This is a genomic window from Hymenobacter ruricola (assembly GCF_015694525.1).
Lineage (GTDB): Bacteria > Bacteroidota > Bacteroidia > Cytophagales > Hymenobacteraceae > Hymenobacter > Hymenobacter ruricola.
Genome location: NZ_JADQDM010000008.1, coordinates 64,506 through 86,804, shown reverse-complemented (window position 1 = coordinate 86,804; position 22,299 = coordinate 64,506). Strand labels below are relative to the sequence as shown.

Annotated in this window: 20 protein-coding genes; 8 read left to right on the top strand and 12 right to left on the bottom strand. The window is 65.3% G+C overall.

Going from position 1 to position 22,299, the window contains the following annotated elements; all coding sequences use genetic code 11:
* The first annotated feature begins 2 nt into the window (after window positions 1–2).
* Window positions 3–2,153, top strand: coding sequence for a sensor histidine kinase (locus I2H31_RS15970; RefSeq protein WP_196294048.1), 2,151 nt, complete (start codon window positions 3–5; stop codon window positions 2,151–2,153).
* Window positions 2,154–2,253: 100 nt separating this feature from the next.
* Here I2H31_RS15970 and I2H31_RS15965 read toward each other — a convergent pair whose 3' ends face one another.
* Together I2H31_RS15965 and I2H31_RS15960 are read right to left on the bottom strand one after the other, a co-directional pair.
* On the bottom strand, window positions 2,254–2,772 hold the full coding sequence (locus I2H31_RS15965) for a DUF6252 family protein (RefSeq protein ID WP_196294047.1): 519 nt from the start codon (window positions 2,770–2,772) through the stop codon (window positions 2,254–2,256).
* A gap of 304 nt (window positions 2,773–3,076) precedes the next feature.
* A complete protein-coding gene (locus I2H31_RS15960) occupies window positions 3,077–4,306 on the bottom strand; it encodes a hypothetical protein (RefSeq protein WP_196294046.1) in 1,230 nt (409 codons plus the stop codon).
* A gap of 92 nt (window positions 4,307–4,398) precedes the next feature.
* Here I2H31_RS15960 and I2H31_RS15955 point away from each other — a divergent pair, with 92 nt between their 5' ends.
* On the top strand, window positions 4,399–5,145 hold the full coding sequence (locus tag I2H31_RS15955; protein ID WP_196294045.1) for a DUF5020 family protein: 747 nt from the start codon (window positions 4,399–4,401) through the stop codon (window positions 5,143–5,145).
* Between the two features lie 297 nt (window positions 5,146–5,442).
* Here the strand turns inward: I2H31_RS15955 and I2H31_RS15950 are convergent, their stop codons facing one another.
* Together I2H31_RS15950 and I2H31_RS15945 are read right to left on the bottom strand one after the other, a co-directional pair.
* On the bottom strand, window positions 5,443–5,859 hold the full coding sequence (locus I2H31_RS15950; protein ID WP_196294044.1) for a hypothetical protein: 417 nt from the start codon (window positions 5,857–5,859) through the stop codon (window positions 5,443–5,445).
* A 410-nt stretch (window positions 5,860–6,269) separates the two neighbouring features.
* A complete protein-coding gene (locus I2H31_RS15945) occupies window positions 6,270–6,836 on the bottom strand; it encodes a hypothetical protein (protein WP_196294043.1) in 567 nt (188 codons plus the stop codon).
* A gap of 374 nt (window positions 6,837–7,210) precedes the next feature.
* On the opposite strand from I2H31_RS15945, the gene I2H31_RS15940 reads away from it, so the two are divergent.
* Window positions 7,211–11,023: a fibronectin type III domain-containing protein gene (locus I2H31_RS15940; protein ID WP_196294042.1), complete on the top strand. Its 3,813-nt coding sequence runs from the start codon at window positions 7,211–7,213 to the stop codon at window positions 11,021–11,023.
* A 121-nt stretch (window positions 11,024–11,144) separates the two neighbouring features.
* Here I2H31_RS15940 and I2H31_RS15935 read toward each other — a convergent pair whose 3' ends face one another.
* Window positions 11,145–12,146 carry a sugar phosphate nucleotidyltransferase gene (locus I2H31_RS15935; RefSeq protein WP_196294041.1) on the bottom strand — a complete coding sequence of 334 codons (1,002 nt, stop codon included), beginning with the start codon at window positions 12,144–12,146 and terminating at the stop codon, window positions 11,145–11,147.
* Window positions 12,147–12,343: 197 nt separating this feature from the next.
* Here I2H31_RS15935 and I2H31_RS15930 point away from each other — a divergent pair, with 197 nt between their 5' ends.
* The 3 genes from I2H31_RS15930 (at window position 12,344) to I2H31_RS15920 (ending at window position 14,388) form a co-directional block, all read left to right on the top strand.
* Window positions 12,344–12,922: a LemA family protein gene (locus I2H31_RS15930; protein WP_196294040.1), complete on the top strand. Its 579-nt coding sequence runs from the start codon at window positions 12,344–12,346 to the stop codon at window positions 12,920–12,922.
* Between the two features lie 159 nt (window positions 12,923–13,081).
* Entirely contained in the window at window positions 13,082–13,540 is a 459-nt protein-coding gene (locus I2H31_RS15925) for a TPM domain-containing protein (protein WP_196294039.1), read from the top strand.
* A complete protein-coding gene (locus I2H31_RS15920) occupies window positions 13,537–14,388 on the top strand; it encodes a TPM domain-containing protein (RefSeq protein WP_196294038.1) in 852 nt (283 codons plus the stop codon). Before I2H31_RS15925 ends, I2H31_RS15920 begins: the two co-directional genes overlap by 4 nt.
* A 179-nt stretch (window positions 14,389–14,567) precedes the next feature.
* Here the strand turns inward: I2H31_RS15920 and I2H31_RS15915 are convergent, their stop codons facing one another.
* Window positions 14,568–15,200: a DUF1684 domain-containing protein gene (locus I2H31_RS15915; RefSeq protein WP_196294037.1), complete on the bottom strand. Its 633-nt coding sequence runs from the start codon at window positions 15,198–15,200 to the stop codon at window positions 14,568–14,570.
* 133 nt (window positions 15,201–15,333) lie between these two features.
* Between I2H31_RS15915 and I2H31_RS15910 the strand changes: the two genes are divergently transcribed.
* The gene (locus I2H31_RS15910) at window positions 15,334–15,513 is read left to right on the top strand and encodes a hypothetical protein (RefSeq protein WP_196294036.1); all 180 of its coding nucleotides are present in this window, start codon (window positions 15,334–15,336) and stop codon (window positions 15,511–15,513) included.
* Between the two features lie 79 nt (window positions 15,514–15,592).
* Here I2H31_RS15910 and I2H31_RS15905 read toward each other — a convergent pair whose 3' ends face one another.
* From I2H31_RS15905 to I2H31_RS15880, 6 genes are all read right to left on the bottom strand, one after another.
* Window positions 15,593–16,267, bottom strand: a complete 675-nt coding sequence (locus I2H31_RS15905; protein ID WP_196294035.1) for a sterol desaturase family protein — start codon at window positions 16,265–16,267, stop codon at window positions 15,593–15,595.
* 36 nt (window positions 16,268–16,303) lie between these two features.
* On the bottom strand, window positions 16,304–16,900 hold the full coding sequence (locus tag I2H31_RS15900; protein WP_196294034.1) for a shikimate kinase: 597 nt from the start codon (window positions 16,898–16,900) through the stop codon (window positions 16,304–16,306).
* Between the two features lie 130 nt (window positions 16,901–17,030).
* A complete protein-coding gene (locus tag I2H31_RS15895; RefSeq protein ID WP_196294033.1) occupies window positions 17,031–18,089 on the bottom strand; it encodes an ABC transporter permease in 1,059 nt (352 codons plus the stop codon).
* Between the two features lie 23 nt (window positions 18,090–18,112).
* Window positions 18,113–19,294 (bottom strand): BT_3928 family protein, encoded by a 1,182-nt coding sequence (locus I2H31_RS15890; protein WP_196294032.1) that lies wholly within the window; start codon window positions 19,292–19,294, stop codon window positions 18,113–18,115.
* A gap of 102 nt (window positions 19,295–19,396) precedes the next feature.
* Entirely contained in the window at window positions 19,397–20,671 is a 1,275-nt protein-coding gene (locus I2H31_RS15885) for a gliding motility protein GldB-related protein (RefSeq protein ID WP_196294031.1), read from the bottom strand.
* 93 nt (window positions 20,672–20,764) lie between these two features.
* Window positions 20,765–21,310, bottom strand: coding sequence for a DUF1599 domain-containing protein (locus I2H31_RS15880; RefSeq protein WP_196294030.1), 546 nt, complete (start codon window positions 21,308–21,310; stop codon window positions 20,765–20,767).
* A gap of 121 nt (window positions 21,311–21,431) precedes the next feature.
* Between I2H31_RS15880 and folP the strand changes: the two genes are divergently transcribed.
* Window positions 21,432–22,298 (top strand): dihydropteroate synthase, encoded by an 867-nt coding sequence (folP, locus tag I2H31_RS15875; RefSeq protein ID WP_317192233.1) that lies wholly within the window; start codon window positions 21,432–21,434, stop codon window positions 22,296–22,298.
* The last annotated feature ends 1 nt before the right edge of the window (window position 22,299 follow it).

The window sequence follows — 22,299 nt, the reverse complement described above, 5'->3', positions numbered from 1 at the left end:
CGATGAGAACAGCGTGGCTTCTGACTCTGCTGCTGGCGGCGCTACTGCCCGCCCCGCGCCCGGCAGGGGCGCAACAACTGGTCGCCCGGCCCTTACCCGACTCGCTTAGCGTGCTTAAAAAGCGGGCTGACGACTTCGTGCACCGGCAGCAGTTCGACAGCCGGGGGCTGCCGCTGTTTGTGCACCTGGCCCGCTCGGCCCGGCGCGAGGGCCGCTACGGCATTGCCAGCGCCAACCGGTTTTATGCGGCCGTGAGCTACCTCCACCTGGGCCGCTCGGACAGCGCCGCCCGCTGGCTGCGCGGCAGCGTGGCCGATGCGCGGCGCGGGAACAAGCCCTATTGGGAGATTAAGGCGGAGAGCCGGCTGCTGGACGTGTATACCACCTTGGGCCTGCCCGACTCGACGCGGGCGGCGCTGGCCCGGCTGCAGGCCTTGCAGCAGCGCCTGCCGCCCGAGACGCCGGGCTACATCACCCTCTACGGGGCGCTGGCCAGCTACTACCAAAACGAAGCCCGCTACCCCGAAAGCATGCGCTACCGCCTGCTGGAAACCGCCTACCACCGCCAGCGCCGTGACACCGCCAACCTGGGCGTGGCCCTGTCCAACACGGGCGAGGTGCTCTACCTGATGGGCCAGTACCGCGAGGCGCTGCGCTACCGCTTCGAGGGCTTGCGCTGGGTGCGCCTCGATGCCAGCATGGCCGGCACCTTGCCCGAACTGCACGCCATGATTGCCAAAACCTACACCGAGCTGCACCTGCTCGACTCGGCCCGCTACCAGTACGAAACCAGCCTGCGCCTGCTGCAAGCCAACCCCGACCCCTACGGCGCGGCCTACGTGCACTCGGAGCTGAGCGGCGTGCTGGCCCGGCAGGGACGGCTGCCGCTGGCCCGCTACCACAGCCGCCTGGCGCTGGGCGTCATCAACCGCGAGGGCGACGTGGGCGACCGCGCCAAGGTGAATTATTACGCCGGCGACCTGGCCCTGCGCGACCACCGCCCCGCCCAGGCGCTGGCCTACCTGCGCCGGGCCTACGCGCTGGCCCGCCAAATCAAAAACAACGACTTCCTGGAACCCACCTCGCGGGCGCTGGCCCAGGCCGAAGCTGCCAACGGCCACTACGCCGAGGCCTACCGCCTGCGCGACCTCTCGGCCCGGCTGCTCGACTCGGCGCACGTGGCCAGCGGGCAGCGGGCCATGGCCGAGATGGAAGCCCGCTTCCAGAACCGCGACAAGCAGCAGCAGATAGCGGCGCTACACCGCGAAAACCAGCGGCGCGCGGCCGAGGCCGCGCGTGAGCGCCGCGCCACCCGGCAGGCGCTGGCCGCCGCCGGCGCGCTGCTGCTGCTGCTGGCTGCCATTGGCTACTTGCTGCGCCAGCGCCAGCGCACCGCCGCCCGCCTGGCCCGCCAAAACGCCGAGCTGGCCACCCTCAACCAGCGCCTGAACGGCAGCAACGCCCAGCTGACCGAAGCCAACCAAACCAAGGCCAAGCTTTTCTCCATTATCAGCCACGACCTGCGGGCCCCGGTAAGCAACCTGTTTCAGCTGGCCGAGCTGGCCGACACCGCCCCCGACCTGCTCGACGAGGCCACTCGCCGCCAGCAGTCGGGCCAGATTCGGCAAACGGCCCGCGACCTGCTCGACTCGATGGAGGAGCTGCTGGCCTGGTCGAAAGACCAACTCGACCGCCTCGACCCTGTGCCCGAAGACGTCGCGCTACTACCTGCCCTGGCCGAAATTCAGGCCCTGTACCAGCCCCTGGCCCAGCGCCAGCAGATAGCGCTGGCGGTGGCTTGCGACCCCGGCCTGCACTGCCACGCCGACCCAAACTTCCTGCGCGTGGTGCTGCGAAACCTGGTGCAAAATGCCATTAAGTTTACGCCCGCCGGCGGCCGGGTGCAGCTTTCGGCCGAGGCGGCCGGCCCCGCCGCCGTGCGCCTGCGCATCGCCGACACCGGCGCCGGCCTGGCGGCTGCCCGCCTCGCCCAATTACTGAGCGATACCGCCCCGCCGCCCACGCACGGCCTGGGCCTGCGCCTCACCCGCGAGTTCGTGCAAAAGCTGGGCGGCCGGCTGACGGCCCACTCCATACCCGGCCAGGGCACCACCTTCGAGGTGAAGCTGGCCGTAAATAAGGCCTTGCGATAGCAGCGGGGAATAAAATCACGCCAGGCCTGGTGTGATGACGGAAAATGGCAAAACGTAAGCAGGCAGCCAGCAGCCCTGTCGGCGGCTGCCGGGCGGCGGGCTAACGGAAGGTGTGCAGGTCGAACGTGCCGTTGGCAACGGTTGCAAACTCCGTAGGAGTAGGGTTGCTGGAAACCAGGCCAGCGGTGAAACTGAACGTGCCGCTGATTTGCTGCTTGGCTTTGTCGTACTTGGTCACCACGATGGTGCCGTTGCTGGCGTTGGGACCGTTTTGGGTATTGTAGTATTTGCTTGGGCTGGTCGCAGCCACGGTCAGGGTGCCCGCCGACACGCTGCCGGGGCTGCTGATTCTGGGCAACGTGTAGGTGCCCACGCCGTGGGCATCAATCCCCTCGATGCTCAGGTGGAGGGTGCTATTCTTGTCGACTGCCCCCGTGATGCCGATAGCCGTGCCATCGACCACGGCCCCCGAATACACGGTGCTGGTGTAGTTCTGGCCATTATACGTCCACGTGATGGTGCCATCGGAAGTGGAGGAGGGAGTTTCGTCGGCTTTCTTGGAGCATGCGGTGAGCAGTAGCACGGCCGTCAGCAAGGGCAGAAAGGCAGCATTTTTCATGGCAATCAGGGGAAAGCAGGGGTAAAAAATTTACGTTGCCAAAGCTCCCGCTTGTCCGGCCGGCTTCCGAAAAAAATGGGTCAACGGCCCGAACTAATACGCCAACGACCAGCGCCCCGGCCAGTACCGCTACTGCGATGCCCGGAAAAACCAGAAGCGGCAGGCCCTGATAGGGCAAGGGCAGCCGATTTCCACATGAATGGGGTAAAGTATGTGGAAAACTCTCGTCCCCGTCACCATTTCGGCACGTTCACGTCCGGTCACTCCCCATGCTGCTGCCCCCGCTCACCCAACTATCGGCGCTTCATTCCCCACAAGGCAGCTGCACGATGCTGAAGAAGTCCACCTTGGCCGGAGTAGCGTGGCGGGCCGGGGCGAAGCCCTGAATGGCAAACAAAGCCACGTAGCGGGGCTCGAAAGTGAAATCGCCCCGAGCCACCTCTTTGAAAGCAAAGCTTTCCAGCGAGCCGGCGGTGTAGAGAAAGCGGAAGTGCCGGCCCTTCTTTTCAATCTTCAGGGCCGACTTGCCCAGGTTGGCGGCCACGAGGCGGTCGCCGGGCTGCCGCAGGGCAAACAGCGGCACGTGCGCAAACTCTTCGGGCTTGCTGCGGCTGTCGGCCTCCGTCGAGCTGATGCCCTGCACCAGGATTTCGGCCGGCTGGGCGTAGCCGCCAAAGTAGTCGTTGTACGACAGCGACAAGCGCAGCATCTTCCCCGTAAACGCGTCGTTCTCCGCTAGCAGCAGGCCGGCCTGCTGCCAGTTGTGGGCGGGCACGAAGTCGCGAAAGTGGATTTCGGTCGAGAAGCAGTCGGCCGCCAGGGGCCGCACCAGCAGGTTGCGAATGGCCGCCGGCTGGTCGGGCGCCGGCCAGTTGTCGCCGGGCAGCGTGTAGAGCGTCAGCAGCCCGGGCTCGGTGGCGCGCCGCGTCCACCAGGCGGCATCGGGGTGTTGCACGGCCCAGCCCCGGGCGCGCAAGGAGTCGGCCGCCGTGCTGGCAAACGAGTCGGCAAAGTCAGCCAGCGCCGCAGGCGGCTGCCGGTGGCGCCAGTGCCACAGGCCCCCGGCCCCAATCAGGAGCAGCGCCAGGGCGGCCAGCCAGCGGATGCCGGGCCGCCCCGCCGGGCGCCCGGCCGGGGTGGGAGGCACCGCTTCGGCCACGGAAGCAGGCGCCGCCTCGGCCGCGGGGGGCGCCGCGAGTTGGCTGCGGTACTGAAACCAGTAGGGGTAATGGCTCTCGTGGTCCTTGCGCTGCGCCTCGTCGGTGCTGGGGGCGTGCAGCACAAAGCGCGCCAGCGTGTCGAGCGTCGCCACCGACGGATTTTCCCGCTTGCCCTCGGTCGGGTTGAGCACGTAGAGCGAGTAGTTCTTCAGGCTCTTGCCGCCCACCACCAGGCCGGTCTGCTCCAGGATGGCCGCGGCCAGCACCTTGCCGTCGGTTTCGGTGAGGGGAGCCGTGAGCGGGTAGCCCAGGCCTAGCTGGCAGGCTTCCCTAAACAGGGCCATAAAAGCCGCCTCGTTGCGCTCTTTGTGCATATACCGCATAATGGTACAACATTTCCGGGGCAATTCCCAAGGTTTCCGGCGCAATTCCGCGCTGCCGTTCGGCCCGCCGGCACCTTTGCCCCATGTCCAAACGAACCCCGGTAGCCCCGATACTGCTGCTGCTGAGTGCCTGCCTGCGGTGGGCGCCCGGCACCCAGGCGCAAAACCTGCAGCTGCACTACGACCTGCGCCACACCCTGCAGCCGGCCGCCAACAAGGCCAACTTCCCCACGTTCAGCTTCGAGTACTTCAAGAACACGGACTCCCTCAACCGGGGCTCGTTTCTGCTCAAGCTGCAGGCCGACCTCACCGGTCCGCGCTACAACGCCGGCCAGGTGTACCTGCAGCTCACCCAGACGCTCCGCTTCTGGCAGCCCAAGGTCTTTCTGGCCCTGAGCTACACCGGCGGCCTGGGGGCCACCCCCGACGGCTACGGCTACTACCTGTCCAACGCGCTGGGCACCGGCCTGGCCTACCCGTTCCAGTGGAAGGGGGGCTGGTTTTCGGCCAGTGTCCTGTACCGCTACAGTGCCTTCGCCGTGCCCAGCCACGACCCGCAGCTGATGTTTTACTTCGGCCGGGGCTTCTTTCACTACCGGCTGTTCGCGGCCGGCAGCCTGGTGGGCTGGACGGAAAACCGCAACCAGGGCACCGCCCCCACCGCCGACCTGAGCGGCAAAAAAGCCGCGTTTTTCGCCGACCCCCAACTCTGGCTTTCTGTGCGCAAAGGCTTCTCCGTGGGCACCCGGGTCAACGTCTTCTATCACCTGCTAACCACCGACAACACTGTGCAGCTATACCCCACGCTCGGCACAAAATACCAGTTCTGACGGGCGGCCCGGCCGCCAATGGCTTCGCTTCGGGCACCTGCCCCGGCCCGGAGCTGCTGCTCAGCGACTACCACTCCGTGCGCAGCTTCCGCCACCTGCGCGACGCGGTGACCTTCGCCGCCCCCATTGCCGACTTCTGGCTGCTGTCAGCGCCCGCTCATCAGGCCATCCTCACGCAGGCCCAGCCGCCGCTTCGCGAGCGGCCGGAGTGGTGGCCGGGATGGAAGAAGCTGAGGGCACAAAGGGGCGGTGACTTATCGTATACTTGAATTACCCTTTCGCTGAACCGCTGCTGGTCTACTTGGCACAGCTACGGCCCGAATACCTGCGGTCGCTTTTCCGGCACTTGTAGCCCACCTTCACTTGCTGAACGGACCATTGGCCGCGTTGGCTGACAAAGGTGAACACGCGGCGCACGGCATACATCTCCTCGTCGAGCACGCTTTCCTGTGTGGCAATTACTGTCACGACCCCGTTAAGGTGGTGCACTTCCTGGTAGGTAACGATACCCGACTTGCGGCTGGGTGGCCCGAGCAGATGTTCGGCAATGCGGCGGGGAGTGGTGGTCCAGGGCTGAGGTCTTCCTTGAATGACTTGCCGGAAATACGGCTCAAGGGGTTCTGTGCGAAAGCTCGCGGTTTCCTCGTCCCATTCGCACCCAGTGACTGCCCCATAGAGCAGCAGCGCAACGAGATAAATACGAATTGAACCCATGCAAGCAAAGTAACGCTCAGTTTACTGAACTACTGCCACGAGGGCAGAATAAGGAGCTAACAAGCTACCGGAGCACTTGGTGAGTTTACGAAACTCGTCTACGATTCAAAGTTTACGAAACGCACCGAGTAGATGAGTTTCGTAAACTTGGTAGCCTTTAGAAAATACTCGCATTGCAAAGGATTTTCCGAGGTGCTCAGAAGCCCTGCAGCAGCACAAAAGAAGCCCCGGCCGCACCAGCCGCCGGGGCTTCTTTCGCTGCTGCCCTTGCTTCCGGCCTCCCGGACGCGTAGGCTTTTAGCATTATCCCGGGTTTTCCGGCGGCGGGCCCTTCCGAGGCTCCTCCGAGCTCCCTTCGACCATCCTTCGACCGCCGGATACCGGCGGAGGCAGACCAGAAATAGGATTTTTTAGAGGGTTTGGGTGTTGGTCGTGACGTGGCCGGGGTTGTCGTACGCCGTCACCGTGATTTTGTCGCCGTCCAGGGTGGTGTTGCGGGCTGTGGCCGTGTAAAGCCACTGGTTGGGGTCGGCCTGCTGTTGGGCCGCGCCTTCCTCCACCAGGCTGCCGTCGCCGTTTTCAATCTTCACCCGCACGCCCTTCACGGCGTGGTCGTCGGTGGCGGTGATGGCGATAACGTCGTCCACCTTGCCCGTGTAGGCCGCAATGTTCACCTCCTGGATGTCGGGCGCGTGGAAGTAGTCGGACACCAGCACATTGCTAATGGTCTGGTTTCGGGCCTTGGCGTCGGCCGCGTACTCCGCCTGCACGGCCGGGTCCTGCGCCTGCCCGCGGGCGTAGATGATGGCCTGCTGGAACCGCTCGCGCTGGGCCGTCTGCGCCGCCGAGGGCGGGCCGCTGGGCGCCTGCGGGGCCACGCTCACCTCGGTGCCCCGGCTCGTTTGCCGGAACACCAGCTGGCCGCCGAGCGTGCCGCTCAGCCCCAGGGTCACGATGTTGTTTTTAACCTTTGCCATTGTGTTTGAGAATTGGGGGTTAGGGGTGGCTAAATGCCAGGCCGTCAAGCCTGACTGTCAGCGAGCCAACGCGGCACCGCCCGGCCTAGTATGCCCCGCAGCTATTTTGCAACCCCCAGGTTCTGACGGCCAACTATTCCACCCCGCTCCCTCCGCAACCCAACCAACAAACCGTGCGCCACCGTGGCTCCCCTCTCCCAAGGAGAGGGGCCCGCCCCGCAGGGGGCTCGTGAGGCGCCCGTCCGCGCCGCTTAGGCTCTTCTCTTAAAAGCCGATAACCCGGAAAAGAAGTACCTTAGCCGCTACGGGTGCGCTAGCTTTGCTTAGGTAATTCGCGCACACTCATTTTCCACCCTTTTTCCCTCTTCACCACCATGATAAACTATTTACGTTTCACGCCATCCTTCCGGTCGGGAAGGGGCTGGGCCGGCGCCCTGGCGCTGCTGGCCTGGCTGCTGCCGCACCTGGGCCAGGCCCAGGCCCGCGCCGATGCCTACGGCTTCACCCAAACCACGGGGACCTACACGCCCGTCACCGGCGGCACAGTCCTCAGCACCGACAATACCGACGATGACGTGGTGTACGCCGCCACCACGCTGCCCTTCACGTTCAACTTCGCGGGCACCGATTACACCACCCTGCGCGTCACCTCCAACGGCTTCATCACGTTCGGGGCTACCGCGCCCAGCAATACGCTCTACACGCCCATTTCATCGAGCACCGCCTACGCTGGCGCCATTGCCGTGTTTGCCCTCGACGGGGGCGGGCGCGCCAACCCGGGGGCGGCCGTGAGCACGGCCACCGTGGGCACGGCCCCGAACCGGGAGTTTGTGGTGCAATACACCAACTGGAGCGCCTTCGGCGACGTGGGCGGGAGCGCCAACTACCAGATTCGCCTGGCCGAAACCAGCAACGTCATCCGCCTGGTGTACGGCACTTTCACCGGCCTGGCGGCGGGCACCAACCCGCAGGTGGGCCTGCGCGGCGCGGCCAACACCGACTTCAACAACCGCGTAAGCACCGTGGGCTGGGACCAGACCAACACCGGCGCCGTGCCCGCCAACTCGGCCCGCGTGACGGTTAGCAGCACCCTGGTGCCGGCCTCGGGCCTCACCTTCACCTACACGCCTTCCACCACGGCGCAGCTGCCGGCCATCCGGCCGTCGGCCACGGCCGTGGCCATCGGCACTGGCACCGCCACCATCGGGTTTGTGGCCCCGGCCACGGCCACCACGGCCCCTACTTCCTACACCGCCACCGTGACGCCGGCCGTCGCCGGCAGCCCCTTCACGGTCACGGCTTCGCCCTTCACCCTCACGGGCCTGGCGCCCCTTACGCCTTACGCCGTGAGCATCGTGGCCAACTACGCCGCCGGCCCCTCGCTGCCCACCGAAACCCGGTTTGTGTCGGCCGCGGCCTGCGCCGCCCCCACGGCCCTGGCCGTCACTGGCATCACCACCACCACGGCCAACCTCACGTTTACCGCCCCCGCCTCGGGGGTGGCTAACTACACCGTGACCACCACGCCCGCCACCACCAGCTACACCGTGGCCAGCGCCACCACCGCCGCGCCGGTTGTGCTCACGGGCCTCACGGCGGGCACCACCTACACCGTGACCGTGGTGAGCAACTGCTCCGCGGGCGGGGTGGCCCCGGCCGCTACCACCACCTTCGTTTCGGGCTTTACCTGCGTGACGCCCACTTACGCCACGGTGCCCTACACCCAGACCTTTGAGAACACCTGGGTGAGCAACTGCGCCCTGCGCGACGTGCCGAGCCTGAACTGGAAGCTGACGGCCGGCAACGACCCGGACGCTTCGTTCCGCCGCTACGACGACGGCGCCGCGGCCGGTTGGACCAACAGCTTGTACGGCTACACGCCGGCCGGCAGCAACGCCGGCGGGGCGTCGTCCTCGTTCTCGGCCCGCTACCACTCGGGCAACGTGTCGCCCGCGACCGAATTTGCCACCTTCGACCTTTATGTAAACGCCGGCGCCACCACGGGCACGCCCACCCTCACGTTTGACTACATCAACGTCGACGGCTCGGACAAGCTGGAAGTGCTGCTGAGCACCGACGGCGGCACCACCTTCGGCGCGCCCCTGTTCACGCGGGTGCAGTCGGCCACCTGGGCCACCTACACCGTGCCGCTGACGGGCGCCACGGCTACCAGCGTCATCCGCTTCCGCGCCACCGGCGACAACGGCAGCTCCGACATCGGCCTCGACAACGTGGCCGTGAACTACGTGGCCTGCTCTATCGTGACGGGTCTGACCGTGGCCAACGTCACCGCTACCACGGCCAACGTGACCTTCACGGCGCCCACCGGCGGGGCCAGCTACACGGTGACCTACACGCCCGCCGCCGGCACAGCCACCACCGTCACGCCCAACCCCACGGCCTCGCCCGTGCCCCTGACGGGCCTCACGCCCAACACCGCTTACACCGTGACCGTGACCACCAATTGCGCCGGCAGTACCACTTCGGCCGCCGTAACCACCACCTTCACCACGGCCTGCGCCCCGGCTCCCTACGCCACGGTGCCCTACACCCAGACCTTTGAAACCACCTGGGTCGATGCCTGCGGTACCCGCGACATCCCGGACGTTAACTGGCGCTCTTCGCCCCTGACGGGCAACAACGCCTGGCGTCGCTTCGACGACGGCTCGGCCGCCGGCTGGAGCACCACCAACGGCGCCTACAGCCCCGCGGGCAGCAACGCCAACGGCGCCTCGTCGTCCTTCTCGGCCCGCTTCCACGCCTACAACGCCGCCGTGGGCAGCCAGGGCCTGCTCGACCTCTTCGCCAACGCAAGCAGCGGCACCGGCACGGCCACCCTCACGTTTGACTACATCAACACCAGCGGCGCGGACAAGCTGGAAGTACTGCTGAGCACCGACGGCGGGGCCACCTTCGGCGCGCCGTTGTTCACGCAGGTGCTGTCCCCGACCTGGACCACCTACACCGTGCCGCTGGCCGGCGCCACGGCCACGAGCATCATCCGCTTCCGCGCCACCGGCGACGACGGCCTCTCCGACATCGGCCTCGACAACGTGGCCATAAGCTACGTGGCCTGTGCTCCGGCGTCGGCCGTGGCCGTGCCCGCGGCCACCATCACCGCCACCACGGCCCAGGTGACGTTCACGCCCTCGCCCAGCGGCGTGACCAACTACACCGTGACCACCTCGCCGGCCACCACGCAGGCCAACGCCACGGCTTCGCCCATCACCCTGACGGGCCTCACGCCCGGCACCACCTACACCGTGACGCTGACCACCAACTGCTCCGGCACCAGCGGCAGCTCGACGGCCACCGCCCCGGTGACCTTCACCACGGCCTTCCTCTGCGTGACGCCGACCTACGCCACGGTGCCCTACACGCAGACTTTTGAGAACACCTGGGTAACCAATTGCGCCTTGCGCGACGTGCCCAGCCTGAACTGGAAGCTGACGCGCGGCAACGACCTCGACGCTTCGTTCCGCCGCTACGACGACGGCGCTGCGGCCGGTTGGTCTTCGACCAGCTACGGCTACACGCCGGCCGGCAGCAACGCCGGCGGGGCCTCGTCCTCGTTCTCGGCCCGCTACCACTCGGGCAACGTGTTTCCGGTGACCGAATTTGCTACGTTCGACCTCTACGCTAACCTAAGCGGCACTGGCGCGGCCGCGGCCGCGTTGAAGTTTGACTACATCAACGTCGACGGCTCGGACAAGCTGGAAGTGCTGCTGAGCACCGACGGCGGGGCCACCTTCGGCGCGCCGCTGTTCACGCAGGTGCTGTCCCCGACCTGGACCACCTACACCGTGCCGCTGACGGGCGGCACGGCCACGAGCGTCATCCGCTTCCGCGCCACCGGCGACAACGGCAGCTCCGACATCGGCCTCGACAACGTGGCCCTGAGCTTGGTGACGGCCACCCGCAACGAGGCCCTAGCCGCCCGGGTGAGCGTATATCCCAACCCTGCTCATGAGAGCTTCACGGTGCTGATGCCAGGCGTGGCCCACGCCACCAGCGTGCAGGTCGAGCTGCTCAACGCCCTGGGCCAAGTGGTGCGCACGCAGTCGGCGGCGTTGCCAGCGGCCGGTGCCAGCCTCCTGGTGCCCACCGCCGAGCTGGCCACCGGCGTGTATACCCTGCGCCTCCAGGCCGGGGATACGATGTTGACCAAGCGCGTGGTCATCAACTAGCTGGCCGGAGCCGGCCCTGCCTCGGGGCCGGCTCTCAAGCCCGCGTGATTGCCTGAAATAAAGAGCCCCGGCTGCGTGAGCAACCGGGGCTTTTTTGTGGCATGTCGACTGCGGTGATGGGCTAGCTGTAGTCGATTTCGGTGTTGTCGCCGATGTTGAGCGAGTGGTTCATGCCCCGGAACGAGGCGTCGGAGCCCACGATGCAGTCGTGCATCACGGCCGAGCGCAGCTCGGAGTAGGAACCGATGATGGAGTCGCTCAGGATGGTGTTCTGCACGATGGTTTTGTCGCCGATGGCCACGTTGGGGCCGATGATGGACTGCGAAATCTTGCAGCCCCGCCCGATGTATACCGGCGGAATAATCACCGAATCCGGAAACTCGGAGTAGTTCCGGTCTTCCAGAAATTCGGCCGTGTTGAGGAGGCGGGCGTTGGCTTCGAGCAGGGTTTCCTTGCGGCCGCAGTCGAACCAGTTGTCTACGGGGCAGGTGGTCATCACCTCGCCGTCCTCGATGAGGTGCATCAGCGCGTCGGTGAGCTGGAATTCGCCGTGGGTGCGCACGTCGGTTTCGCGCAGCCACTCCAGGGCCTGGGCCAACTTGTCGGGGTAGGCCAGCTTGTAGAGGCCCACCATGGCGAAGTTCGACTTCGGGATTTTGGGCTTTTCCACTACCTTGTTTACCCGGCCCTGGGCACCGGTTTCCACGATGCCGAAGCGGGTGGGGTCCTTCACTTCCTTCACGGCCAGCACCGAGCCGGGCGTGGCCAGCAGGGCCGGCAGGTCCACGTCCACGATGGTGTCGCCGAGCAGGATGAGCACGCCGTCCGGGTCGTGGCGGAATTCCTCGCGGGCCAGCCACAGCGCGTGGCCCAGGCCCTCGCGCGGCTCCTGCACCACAAAGGTGGCGTTGAGGTCGGGGTAGGTGCGGCGCACGTAGCGCACGATTTTATCGCCCAGGTAGCCCACGATGAACACAAACTCGGTGAGCCCGGCCCCGAGCAGGCGGTCGATGATGTGGCCCAGGATGGTGTTGCCGGCCACCGGCACCAGGCTTTTGGGCTGGGTGTGGGTGTGGGGGCGCAGGCGCGAGCCAATGCCGGCGACGGGAATGACGGCTTTCATTGTAATGAACCGAAGAAGAAGTCGATTAAGGAGGAGCTACCGCGGCCGGATGCCCCGGCTAGGCAGCAAGCTACAACTACTAGGGCCAAGCTACGTACTTTGCGCCAAGCCCGGAACCAAACCGGCGCGGCGGCCACAGGTTTCGCCGCCGCTTCCTACGTCCCGGGCATCTTTCACCTTCACCCCTTCTTTTTCACATGAAACGCTTTCTTCTGTATTTCGCGGGCCTGGCCCTGTTGCTCACCCAGTCGTCGTGCGGCTACAATGGCATGGTGCAGCGCGACCAGGCCGTGAAAGCCCAGGCCGGCAACGTGCAAAGCGCCTACCAGCGCCGCAACGACCTCATCGGCAACCTGGTGAACACCGTGAAGGGCGCCGCCAAGTTCGAGCAGGGCACCCTGACGTCGGTCATCGAAGCGCGGTCGAAAGCCAGCAGCGTACAGCTCAACGCCGCCGACCTCACCCCCGAAAACATCAAGCGCTTCCAGGAAGCGCAAAGCCAGCTCTCTACCGGCCTGAGCCGCCTGCTGGCCGTGTCGGAAGCCTACCCCGACCTGAAAGCCAACGCCAACTTCCAGGAGCTGCAGGCCCAGATTGAGGGCACCGAAAACCGCATCAACGTGGAGCGCAACAAGTTCAACGCCGTCACCAACGACTACAACACCTTCACCCGCTCCTTCCCCAACAACCTGTTTGCCGGCATGTTCGGCTTCCCACCCAAGCCTTATTTCGAGGCCGACCCGGCCGCGAGCAAGGCGCCGACGGTGCAGTTTTAGGTTTGGTTGGTAGAACGTCATGCCGAGCGCAGCGAAGCATCTTTACTGCGTAAGTAATTCTAAATAGTAGGATTAGTCGCGATAGTAAGATTAGTTGCGCGGTAAAGATGCTTGGCTGCGCTCGGCATGACGACCTTTTTTCCTCCTAAAACCCCGCCCATGACCTCACCTCTTACTCCCGCCCAGGACGCGGCCCTGGTGGCCGCCATCCGGCAGGCCGAAGTCACGACTTCGGGCGAAATCCGGGTGCATCTGGAAGACACCTGCCCCACGCCCGAACCGCTGGACCGCGCGGCCCAAGTGTTTGGCGAGCTGAACATGCACAAAACCGCCGCCCGCAACGGCGTGCTGTTTTACCTGGCCTGGCAAAGCCGGCAGTTTGCCGTCATCGGCGACTCGGCCATCAACGCCGCCGTGCCCGACGACTTCTGGGAAACCACCAAAGAAGCCGTGCTGGAGCAGTTTCGGCACGAAAACTACGTGCTGGGCCTGGAGCGCGGCATCAAGATGGTGGGCGAGCAGCTACAGCGCTACTTCCCCTACAACGCCAAAACCGACCAGAACGAGCTGGACGATTCCATTTCCTTCGGCGGCCCGAAGCCGTCTGCCAACGCATGAAGAATTCTGAGGCTGACGCCAGGGTAGGGGCGCCCCGCGCGCTGGTCGGTGGGGCGCACGCGCCGCGGGCGTGGCGCTGGCTGCTGGTGCTGCTGTGGGCCCTCTCGGCCCTGGGCGCGGCCGCCCAAAGCCTCCCGCCCCGGCCCAACCCGCCGCGCCTGGTGAATGACCTGGCGGGCCTGCTGCAGCCCGGCGAAGCCGACGCGCTGGAACGCAAGCTGGTGGCCTACGACGACAGCACCTCCTCGCAGATTGCCGTCGTCACCGTGCCCAACCTGGATGGCGACGACATTGCCGACTACGCCCAGAAGCTCTACGAAAGCTGGGGCATCGGCCGCAAAGGCAAGAACAACGGCATCCTGATACTGGTGGCCCAGCAGGAGCACCTGGCCCGCATCCAGACTGGCTATGGCCTGGAAGGCGCCGTGCCCGACGCCCTCGCCAAGCGCATCATCAGCAACACGCTGGTGCCGGCCTTCAAGCAAAACCAGTACGGCGCCGGCCTCGACCGCGCCACCGACCAGCTCATCGCCCTCGCCAAAGGCGAATACCAAGCCGACCCGGAAGACGCCCGGCCGCAGCGAAGCCGCGACCGTAGCGGCTCCGGTGTTCCGTTCGGGGCCATCATCATCGTGCTGATTGTCGTTTTCATCATGCTCCGCAACCGGGGCGGTGGCGGCGGGCGCGGCAACCGCGGCTTCGGCGGCGGGTTTATCCCGCCCATCATCTTCGGTGGGGGCTTCGGCGGCGGAGGTGGCGGCTGGGGCGGTGGCGGCGGTGGGGGCGGCGGCTTCGGCGGTTTCGGGGGCGGCAGCAGCGGCGGCGGCGGCGCCAGCGGCAGCTGGTAGCCGGTTGTTATTGCGAGCGCAACGAAGCAATCTGTCCTGTTCTCAGCGACTACTCTAATAAAGTAACAAATCCAATTGGAAGCCCCGGCACTGCGCAGTGCCGGGGCTTTCTGATTATAAGGTCATTGCGCGATGAGAGAATAAATTGCTTCGCTGCGCTCGCGATGTCAGCCGTTTCCTCAATGGGTGCTCTGCACGCCCACCGGGACGGCCACCGCCAAGCGGTTTTCCGCCGGCGGCACGGGGCAGGAATAGCCGTGGTTATAAGCGCACGAGGGATTATAGGCTTTGTTGAAATCGAGCTGCATCACCGTGGTGCCGGCCGGCGGAATGCGCAGGTCAATGTAGCGGCCCCCGCCGTAGCTGCCATGGCCGTTGGTCAGGTCCGTGAAGGGCAGGAACAGGTAGTCTTCCAGGCCGGGCCGCTTTATCAGTTCCTGGCTCTGGTACACGCTGAGCCGTTGCGGCTGGCCGTTTAGCACGAAGCGCAGCTCGCCGTATTTGCGGTAGGTGGGGCGCCGGACGGTGCTCGTGGCCATGGCGAAGGGCCGCGACGTGGAATCGCGCACAAACGTGGCCGTGACGTAATACCGGTACTGGGTGGGGTAGAAGGGCAGGCTGCTGAGGGCCTGCTGCTCGGCCGGCGTCAGCGGCGACTCCTTGGGGTTGCGGAACTCCGCATTAAGGGCCTGCTGAAAGGCCAGCACGCTGCGCTGGTGCGCCACGGAATCGAGGTGAATGGGCGCCGTCTGGGCCCGTGCCGGACCGCCGGGCAAGACGGCCAGCAGCAGGAAAGGAAGAAGCGGTTTCATGGCCCAAAGCTACTGCCCGACCCGAGCCAGGCTGCCAATACCAACCTTATTGGCAGAACCTAAGTATCAGGATTTATTCAGCGGTGCCAAGGCCGCGGACAACTTCTCTCATCCCCCTTCTTTTGTCAACGCCATGAATGCTTCCCGCCTTGCTCTCCTGTTCTTTTTCTTCGCGCTGGCCACCACGCTCACCGGCTGCGACGCCATTGCCGGCATCTTTAAAGCGGGCATGTACACGGCCGTTATTGGCATTTTTATAGTGGTAGCCCTGCTGTTCTTCATCGTGAACAAAATGCGCGGCCCGCGCTCCTGAGCCGGCCTTCCTACCAGAAACAAAAAGCGCGACTCCTGAGCAGGGGCCGCGCTTTTTGCTGAAAACGGAAGTCGGAAAGCTATTCGCTTTTCTTCGTGGGCATGGTGCCGATGATGTGGTCCCAGAGCGTGCTGCTCACGCCAAAGGCCACTTCGTCCTGTCGGTAGTGGTGCTGGCTGTGATGCGTCCACCACACTTTCAGGAAGTTCTTGGGCGGCGCGTAGGCATGGATGGCGTAGTGCACGAACAGGTACATGGCGTAGCCGAACGTGAAGCCCGACAGCAGCCCGAACGCATAAGAGCCAAAGCTGAAGCGGAAAATAAAGAACAGCAGCGAGGCCACAAACACCGTGATGATGGGCGGCATGGCCAGGCGCGTCTTGTCCTTGGGGTACTCGTGGTGCACGCCGTGCATGGTGTACTGGAACTTGGCCCGGCCCGGCGTGGTGGCCGGAATGTGGTACACGTAGCGATGCACCAAGTACTCCACCAGCGTAAACGCCAGCAGGCCCATCAGAAACAGCCCCAGCGCGCCCACCCCCGTCATGAAGCCGCGGGTGAGGCCATAATACATGCTCAGAATGCCGGTAACGGCGAAAATGCCCACCGGCAGAGCAATGTGCGTGTGCGAAAGCCGCTCCAGCACGGGATTCTGAAATAGCTGGGCGGAGCCTTTGTGCTTGGGCCGCACCGGGGCCGTTGCGGGCGCCGGGGTCGGCTTAACGTCTGGTTCTTCGGTGGATACGGATTGCATAAGGCTAACGAACGACGAACGAATGAAGAAACAAAATTACGAGGCCGGCGGCAAAGTGCCCGGCAGGGCAAAACCCGCGCCCGCCAGCTGGGCCACCACCGCCGGCAGTGTGCAGGCCGCCGAGCAGCGCAGCCGCGCCCGGGCATAAAACCGCTTCCGAGCCGCCAGGGTTTCGCGCAGCCAGGCCTCGGCCCCGCCCGCGGCAGCCATGAGGGGGCGCTTGGCCACTTCCTCGGGCGGCAGGCGGGCGGCCAGCACCTCCACCGGCACATCGAGCCAGAGCGTGGGGCCGGCGCTGTTGAGCAGCGTCATATTATCGTGGAAGCAGGGCGTGCCGCCGCCCGTGGCCAGCACCAGTGGCGCGCCGGAGTGGGCAAGGGCCCGGCGCAGCACCGCTGCTTCTATTTCCCGGAACGTGGCTTCGCCGTCGGTGGCAAACAGCTCGCGCACCGTGCGGCCGGTCTGCGCCTCAATGGCAATGTCGAGGTCGAGAAAGGGACGGTTGAAGTGGGCCGCGAGCTGGCGGCCCAGCGTGGTTTTGCCAGCGCCAGGCAGGCCCACGAGGCTCAGGTGGCCGGAGCCGCCGGGCGGAAATGGAGTGGTGGGGAGAGGCAACTTTCTGTCGTTTGTCATCCTGAGCGCAGCGAAGGACCTTCTCACGTCCCTGTCGTTCGTTTCCATTCCATTGAAGTACTGCAATTCGTTGGTCGGTGAGAAGGTCCTTCGCTGCGCTCAGGATGACCGACACGTCCGATAATGAAAACTACCCCAGCTTCACGCGCGGGTCCAGCACGGCATACAGCACATCGACCGCAATGTTGATAACCACGAACAGGGCCGCCACAAACAGCGTGGCGCCCATCACCACCGGGAAATCCAGGTTTTCTACGGCGCGCAGCGTCACGGTGCCCAGGCCTTTCCAGTTGAAGATGTATTCGATGAAAAACGCGCCGGCCATGAGCGAGGCCAGCCAACCCGACACGGCCGTTACCACGGGGTTGAGGGCGTTGCGCAGGGCGTGGTGCAGCACCGTGGCCGGGCGGCTCAGGCCCTTGGCGCGGGCCGTGCGGATGTAGTCCTGGCTCAGCACATCGAGCATGCTGGAGCGGGTGAGCTGCGTGATGATGGCCAGCGGCCGGATGCCCAGCGCCACGGCCGGCAGCAGCAGGTTGCGTAGCACCAGGTGCCGCGCGCCCGTGAACGGGTCCGTCTCGTACAGTTGCCCGGTGAGGCTCAGGCCGGTCCAGTGGCTCCAGTAAAAGCCGAACGTGACGGCAATGAGAATGGCCGCCACAAACGACGGCACCGAAATGCCCAGCACCGAGGTGCTCACCAGCACCCTGTCGAGCCACGACTGCGGCCGTAAGGCCGCCGCCGCCCCAAACGCCACGCCGCCCACGCTGGCAATGAGCATGGCCGCCAGCGCCAGCCACATGGTGCCCGGGAAATAATCGAGCAGGATGCGCAGCACGTCCTTGTTGCTCTGGAAGGAGCGGCGCAGGTAGGGCGTTTTCAGCACCAGGGCGCGCTCGCCCAGCGGCAGCACCGCCAGGCCGCCGTAGCGGGCGCGGCCGGCCGAGTCGGCGGGGTGCAGGCCCAGCGGCGAGACGTCGTTGAGGTAGCCCAACAGGCGCGCGGGCAGCGGCTGGTCGAGGCCGAGGTCGGCGGTGATGGCGGCTTTGGTGGCCAGGTCGGTGCGCTGGCCGGCCAGCAGGGCGGCGGGGTCGCCGGGCAGCACGTTAAACAGCAAAAACACCGTGCACGCCACGCCCACCAGCACAAGCAGGCCCTGGCCCAGGCGACGAAGAATGAAAGCAAGCATAGGAGGGGGCTACCGGCGCCGGGTTATTCTGCGGCCGGGCCCTTCATCAGCCGCTCCACCTCGTAAAGCTGCGGAAGGTCGTGGTAGTGGTACTTGGCCTTAATCACGCCGTCGCTGAGCACCATCAGGCCAGGGTTGGAGCGAATGATGGACTTCAGCACCGTGGCATCGGCGAAGTAGTAGGGGCCGGGCAGGTTCACGTCGTGGCGGAACGAGTCGAACTTGGCCGCGCTGGTGCTGGTGATGGTGAGGGCCGTGATGCCGCGGCGCGACTTGCTGGCCGCGTTCATCAGGGCGTTGATGGCGTCGAACCGGTCGCGGTCTGTCTTGTTGGTGTTTTGCACGATGAGCACCAGCTTGTTGCCTTTCAGCAGCTCCTGGGTGTAGGAGTTGCCGTCCACGTCACTCACCTCGAAATCGGTCACGGCCGGGGTCGACTCCTTGGGGTTCAGCGTGGTCATGGCCTGGTATTTCCAGGTGGTGTCGGTGGGGTACTGGTCAAACTCCTTGGTTTCGCCGTTGCGCGTCATCGTGTAGCGGTAGCGGGCGGGCTCGGCCGGCTTCATCAGCTTGTGGATGTCGGCGCCCTCCTTGTAGGGCAGGAAATCGAAGTAGGGGAGGTGGCCCAGCGCCCGCACCCCAATGCCGATGGCAATGGCCGAGGCAAACGTCATCACCATGATGCCGAAGGTGCCCTGCACGAAAGCGTGGCGCAAAAACCGCTGGTGGGTGAAGACCATGAACCACAGCGCCAGCAAAAACAGGTCTTTGAAAAACGACGTCCAGGGCGTGAGCTTGATGAAATCGCCGAAGCAGCCGCAGTCGGTCACCTTGTTGAAAGCCGCCGAGTAGAACGTGAGAAACGCGAAAAACGCCAGCAGCCCCAGCAGCGCCCACAGAATGATGCGCAGGTGCCAGCGCAGCAGCAGCGCCACGCCCAGAATCACCTCCAGCGAGCTGAGCGTGATGGACAGCGTGCGCGAAATGTTCTTGAACCACAGGAAGAAGCCGCCAATGGCGGGCAAGGACTCGGCAAACACCTCGAAGTATTCTTCGAGCTTGTAGGCCGTGCCCACGGGGTCGTTCAGCTTGACGAGGCCCGAAAAAATGAAAAGGGCCCCCAGCAAAAACCACGCAACGCGCGTGGCAGTGCGTAGCGCGTGAGGCGCCGGAGCGGTGGCGGGAGCGGAGCTAGTAATGGACATAAGACAAAGTAAGCCCGTGGCAAACGGCTGGGCAACGCGCAATGTTTGGGCAAAGGTCGGGCCGGTGGCCCAAACCCGCCGCATTGGCGTGGCGCTGGCGGGCTAGCGGCGGGTCAGCGCCTCGGCATAGCCGCTTTCGGCCAGGAAAGCTTTGGCGTCGTGCAGGGTGAGGATGTGGGCCAGGGCCTGCTTTTTGTCGGCGGTGCGGGCGTAGTAGGCCTGCACAATGCGGTAGCCCACGTAGTAGCCCAGGTCGCAGGGTTTTTCCGGCGTTTCCTGGCTGCCGTTGGCCATCCAGTTGGCGGCGTTGGTGCCGAGCATTTCCTGCTGGAAAGCGGCCCACAGTTCTTTCTCGTGGGCATTGCCGTAGGGGTGCAGGCGAGCATTGGTGAGGTGGCCGGTCACGAGCTCGGCCACAAAATCGGCCATGCCTTCGTTGAGGGCATAGTTGAGCAGGGTGCCGTCTTGGGGGCCCTGATTGCGGTGCACCAATTCGTGCACCATCAGCGAGGGCATTTCCGAAACCGGGGCGCAGCGGTTGCGCTGCACCAGGCTCAGCTCAGTGGTGTTCACGCCGGGGCCGTTGGCCACCTGGTCGGCCCCGATGAGCAGGCCGGCGTCCGACACGGTGCCGCCCGACACCCAGCCGCCCACCACGAAGTAGATAGGCTGAAAATGCACGGCCGGGTACAATTCCTGAAAGCGCCGAAATGCCGCCACAATCTTCGGCTTCTCGCCCGCAATGGCCTTCGTGGTGGCCTGAATGGACTGGTAATACTGTGGCCGCTGCAAAATGCGCTTCGTGAAAAAGGCGTCGCTTCCGATTTTCAGCGAGTAATAGTCCTGCAAGCCCACGGAAGCTTGGTCGAAATAGTCGCGCCGGAAAATGGCCCGCGCGTGGGCCGTGTCGCGGCGAGCGGCGGCGTAGGCGTTCCAAAAATGGTCGATGTCGGTGGTCACCAACTGCACGTCCTCGGGCCGCTTTATCTTCTGCCGGTCTTCCAGCCGGCGGGCGCGGGCCAGCAGCCGGGGCCACTGCTGGTCGGTGTGCAGCAGGTCGAGGTCGGAATCGACGGCCATGTGGCCGGCGTTCACATACCCCGCGTCGATGGCCCGGCGCAAATACATCCGGGCATTGGGTGCGTCGTGCAGCAAGCCGTAGTAGCAGGCGATGTTGTAGTAGCTCACGGCCTTGTAGCGTGGCTTGGCCGAGGGTTCCTGCACCACTTGCTGGTAGGCCGCAATGGCGGCGGGGTAGTCTTTACGTTTGCTAATGGCCTGAGCCTGGTTGATGAGCGAATCGGCCCGGGTCATGGTTTGGGCGGGCGCCGCCAGGGCCGTGCAAAGCAGCATAAGCAGCAATAGGAAAGGTCTCATATCGTAGAGAATTGATTGCACGCCAGATGCGCGGGGCTGCAGGCAGTTGCTTTCGCAGCCTACTGGCAGGTTACCGGACTTCCGCAACCGGCGCTACCGCTCCCCGCGCAAAATGAGCGCAAACACGGCGTAGTTGAGCATGTCGCGGTAGCTGCCTTCCACGCTCTCGCTCACCCAGGCGTCGCCGCCGATGTTTTCGAGCTGCTTCACGCGGTGCAGCTTCATCAGGATGAGGTCGGTGATGCTCGACACGCGCATCTGGCGCCAGGCCTCGCCGTAGTCGTGGTTTTTGGCCAGCAGCAGGCGGCGGTTTTCGGCGGCTTCCGCGTCGTAGGCGGCGGCCACGGCCTCGGGCGTCATGTCCAGCGGCGTGTCAGCGGGTAGGTGCAGCTGCATCAGGGCAATGAGGCAGTAGTTGACGATGGCCACGAACTCCTCGTTCACGTCGTCGGCCACCAGCTGCACGCCGGTTTCCTGAATGGTCCGGATGCGGTTGGCCTTGATAAAAAGCTGGTCCGTGACCGAGGGCAGCCGCAAAATGCGCCAGGCCGTGCCGTAGTCGTGGGTTTTGGCCAGAAACAGCGTGCGGCAGCGGGCCAGCAGCAGGTCGTAGTGCTCGGGGGTTGAAAGGTGGGACACGGAGTAGGGGCGGGGCTTGCCCCCGCCCGTCGTTGAACGGGTTAGATAATTTTTTTTGAGCCGGAGAGTACCTTTCGGGGCGTTCTACAAGCCGGGCGGGGGCGAGCCCCGCCCCTACATCGTGCAAGATACTTTGTTCTCCTTCCCTCATACCCTGCTCAGCCCCCACGGCCGCCTGCTCAGCCTGCGCCGCCCGCAGGTGATGGGCATCCTCAACCTCACGCCCGACTCCTTTTTTGCAGGCAGCCGCGTGGCTTCGGAAAAAGACCTGCTCACCCGCGCCGAAGCCATGCTGAAAGCCGGCGCCGCCGTGCTCGACCTCGGCGCCTACAGCACCCGCCCCGGCGCCGAGGATATTTCCGAAGCCGACGAAACCCAGCGCCTGCTGCCCGCCGTGGAAGCCCTGCGCCGCGAGTTTCCGCAGGCTTTCCTGTCCGCCGATACCTTCCGGGCCGCCGTGGCCGCCGCCGCCGTGGCCGCCGGCGCCGACCTCGTGAACGACGTGGGCGGCGGCACCCTCGATGCGCAGATGCTGGCCACCGTGGGCCGCCTGCGCGTGCCCTACGTGCTGATGCACCTGCGCGGCACGCCCCAAACCATGAGCAAGCTCACGCATTACGAAGACGACCTCGTGCTCACGCTGCTGCGCTACTTCCGCGACGGCGTGGCCGCCCTGCGCCAGGCCGGCGCCGTGGACATTGTCATTGACCCCGGCTTCGGCTTCGCCAAAACTGCCGCCCAGAGCCACGAGCTGCTGCGCCGCCTGCCCGAGCTGCGCGCCCTGGGCCTGCCCATCCTGGCCGGGCTGTCCCGCAAGCGCATGGTGTACGGCCCCCTCGGCCTCGGCCCCGATGCCGCCCTCAACGGCACCACGGCCCTGCACATGGTGGCCCTGCAGGGCGGCGCCCGGCTCCTGCGAGCCCACGACGTGGCCGAAGCCGCGCAAACCATAGAATTATTTGCCAATACCTTTCCATTGGCGGAATAAA